Raw genomic sequence first — 2,962 nt, forward strand, 5'->3', positions numbered from 1 at the left:
CGCGCAAGGCGCCCCGGTGCCGGCTGAACTCGCGCCCGACCTCGCCGCGAGCGCGGCTGCGCTGGACGAGTTTTTGACCGCTGACATCGTCGTGATCGGCGCGCCCATGTACAATTTCACCATTCCGAGTCAGCTCAAGGCCTGGATCGACCGCATCCTGGTGGCGGGAAAGACCTTTAAGTATGGCGCGGCTGGGCCGGAAGGACTCGCCGGAGGCAAGCGCGTGATCGTCGCGATCTCGCGCGGTGGCTATTACGGCGCGGGCTCGCCTGCCGCGGCGCTGGAGCATCTCGAAAGTTATCTGCGCGGCGTGTTCGGCTTCATGGGCATCCATGATGCCGAATTCATCATTGCCGACGGCATCCAGGTCGGTCCGGAACATCGCGAGAAGGCGCTCAGCGGTGCGCTCCAGACCGCAACCAGCCTGCACGCCGCATAGGGCTCAGCGACGGCTGAACCTTCGGGCGCAACTCGCTCGTTGCGCCCGACCAGGTTCGCGCGAGCGATCAGCCGCGATAAATCGGCGCGCCGCTTGGAGATGCTACCGCGCCGCCGTCGACGAAGATTTCCTGGCCCTGTACGTGCGCGGAATCATCCGAAGCCAGGAACAACACCGTCTTCGCAACGTGATCGGTTTCGCCCAGACGGCCGAGCGGCGTCGACAGCGCGATCCGCTTCTCGAATGCCTTCTCGGCTTCCGGCGTCGCGATCGCAGGCCCCCAGATCGGCGTGCGGATCGCGCCGGGCGCCACGACATTGACGCGGATGCCGCGCGGCGACAGCTCCGAAGCCATGATCCGCGCCATCGCGCGCACGCCCGCCTTCGCGGCACCGTAGGCCGAGTAACCGGGAATGCCGAGCACCGAGATCACCGAGCCGTTGAGAATGATCGAGGCGTTGTCGTTGAGATGAGGGAGCGCGGATTGCACGGTGAAGAACACGCCAGTGAGATTCGTGCTGATGACCTTCTCGAACACCTCGAGCGTTGCCGCGCCCAGCGGCGTGCCGCCGGCGATGCCGGCATTGGCGAACACGATGTCGAACTTGCCGAATTTTTCGGCGCCCTGCTTGATCGCAGCTTCAGTCGCGGCGATGTCGGTGGCATCGGCGGCGAGCGCGAGCGCGTTGGGTCCCAGTTCCTTCGCCGCCGCTTCCAGCGTCGCCTTGTTGCGGCCGGTGATCACCACCTTCGCGCCCTCAGCCGCGAACAGCTTCGCGGTCGCAAGCCCAATGCCGCTGTTGCCGCCGGTGATCAGGGCCGTCTTGTTCTTCAGTCTCACGGTCGCCTCCATCAGTTTCATGATGAAACTAGGTTGCCATCTAGGGCAAATGGTTTTATTATGCAACCACACAAGCGCGTGATCGGCGCCAGGACCTGGCGAATGTTGTGGGACGAAGACGATGGTGAGACGAACGAGCTTCGAAGGCGATTCCTGCCCGGTCGCACGGGCGCTGGAAGCGATCGGCGATTGGTGGTCGCTGCTGATCATCCGTGAGGCGCTGTCCGGCCAGCGCCGTTTCGGCGAGTTTCAGAGCAAGCTCGGCATGGCCAAGAACATCCTGTCGGCGCGGCTGCGCGCGCTGGTCGATCACGGCATTCTGACGACTGCCCCCGCCTCCGACGGCAGCGCTTATCAAGAATATGTGCTGACGCCAAAGGGCCGCGGTACCTTCCCGATCCTGGTGGCGCTGCGGCAATGGAGCGAGGAGTTCGACGACCATCCGGAGGAGATCGCGACCATCCTGGTCGATCGCGCAAAGGGCCGCCCGGTGAAGAAGCTCGAAATGCGCGCGGAGGACGGGCGGCTGCTCAGCTCCGCTGATACGACGTTGAAGCCGCGGCCCGCGCGCCGGCAGTCGGCGTGACGGCGTTCGACTGCCGCGACACCGTCATTGCGAACGTAACGAAGCAATCCAGAGTCTTTCCGCTGAGACAGTCTGAATTGCTTCGCTGCGCTCGCAATGACGGGGTGACGGAACTAACAGCATGTCGCGCTCACGACAGCTTGCGCCTGCTCCGCAGCCTTAAGTGCTCGTCGGCTTCCAGCTGCGTCATGCCCAATAAATAATGTAACACGTGCAGCTTGTGGCGCTCGGCGAGCTTGCGCAGGGCAGCCGTCTGCTCGGCAATGAAGGCGACCGCCTCATCGGCGCCGCCTTCGCCCGGTTCCTCGTGGCGCGAGCCCTCCGGCACGCCCGATGCGGCGCGCGCCCGTTTCTTTCCTGGCTTAGTCACCAGACCCCACCCCGAATCCATGCCCCGCAGAAACATTACGCCGACATCGGCCGCAACTCCAAGGTGGTATTTTGCAACTTTCTCGATATGAAACTTTTCCCATCCGGGCGCCTTTCAACACCCTTCGATTTGACAGCGAGGGTCGCACCACCCATGTTCGGGTCGAAACGGCCGATCCGAATCCTTTCGAATTCGGCCCCATATTTCCCCGTAAGTTACTGGAACTACATGAATATCGTCATTGTGGAGTCGCCGGCGAAAGCCAAGACGATCAACAAATATTTGGGCTCGTCCTATGAGGTTCTGGCCTCGTTCGGCCATGTCCGCGACCTTCCCGCCAAGAACGGATCCGTCGATCCCGACGCCAATTTCAAGATGATCTGGGAGGTCGACCCCAAGGCGGCCGGCCGGCTCAACGACATCGCCAAGTCCCTGAAGAACGCCGACCGCCTGATTCTCGCCACCGACCCTGATCGCGAGGGCGAGGCCATCTCCTGGCACGTGCTGGAGGTGCTGAAGGAAAAGCGCGCGCTGAAGGACCAGAAGATCGAGCGGGTGGTGTTCAACGCCATCACCAAGCAGGCGGTCTCGGATGCGATGAAGCATCCGCGCCAGATCGACGGCGCGCTGGTCGACGCCTACATGGCGCGCCGCGCGCTCGACTATCTGGTCGGGTTCACCCTCTCCCCCGTGCTGTGGCGCAAGCTGCCGGGCGCCCGCTCGGCC

5 protein-coding genes are annotated in these 2,962 nt (G+C 63.6%); 3 read left to right on the top strand and 2 right to left on the bottom strand.

Going from position 1 to position 2,962, the window contains the following annotated elements; all coding sequences use genetic code 11:
- Positions 1–439, top strand: a 439-nt coding sequence (locus MOV74_RS34980; protein ID WP_246931639.1) for an FMN-dependent NADH-azoreductase, incomplete at its 5' end; no start/stop codon positions are given.
- A gap of 67 nt (positions 440–506) precedes the next feature.
- Here MOV74_RS34980 and MOV74_RS34985 read toward each other — a convergent pair.
- Entirely contained in the window at positions 507–1,280 is a 774-nt protein-coding gene (locus MOV74_RS34985) for an SDR family oxidoreductase (RefSeq protein WP_246931643.1), read from the bottom strand.
- A gap of 121 nt (positions 1,281–1,401) precedes the next feature.
- On the opposite strand from MOV74_RS34985, the gene MOV74_RS34990 reads away from it, so the two are divergent.
- Positions 1,402–1,866, top strand: a complete 465-nt coding sequence (locus tag MOV74_RS34990; protein ID WP_246931640.1) for a helix-turn-helix domain-containing protein — start codon at positions 1,402–1,404, stop codon at positions 1,864–1,866.
- 130 nt (positions 1,867–1,996) lie between these two features.
- Here MOV74_RS34990 and MOV74_RS34995 read toward each other — a convergent pair whose 3' ends face one another.
- Positions 1,997–2,236 carry a hypothetical protein gene (locus MOV74_RS34995; RefSeq protein WP_246931641.1) on the bottom strand — a complete coding sequence of 80 codons (240 nt, stop codon included), beginning with the start codon at positions 2,234–2,236 and terminating at the stop codon, positions 1,997–1,999.
- Between the two features lie 228 nt (positions 2,237–2,464).
- Between MOV74_RS34995 and MOV74_RS35000 the strand changes: the two genes are divergently transcribed.
- The coding region (locus tag MOV74_RS35000) for a toprim domain-containing protein (RefSeq protein ID WP_246931642.1) at positions 2,465–2,962 on the top strand (498 nt) is incomplete at its 3' end.

Source organism: Bradyrhizobium sp. SHOUNA76 (assembly GCF_023006445.1).
Lineage (GTDB): Bacteria > Pseudomonadota > Alphaproteobacteria > Rhizobiales > Xanthobacteraceae > Bradyrhizobium.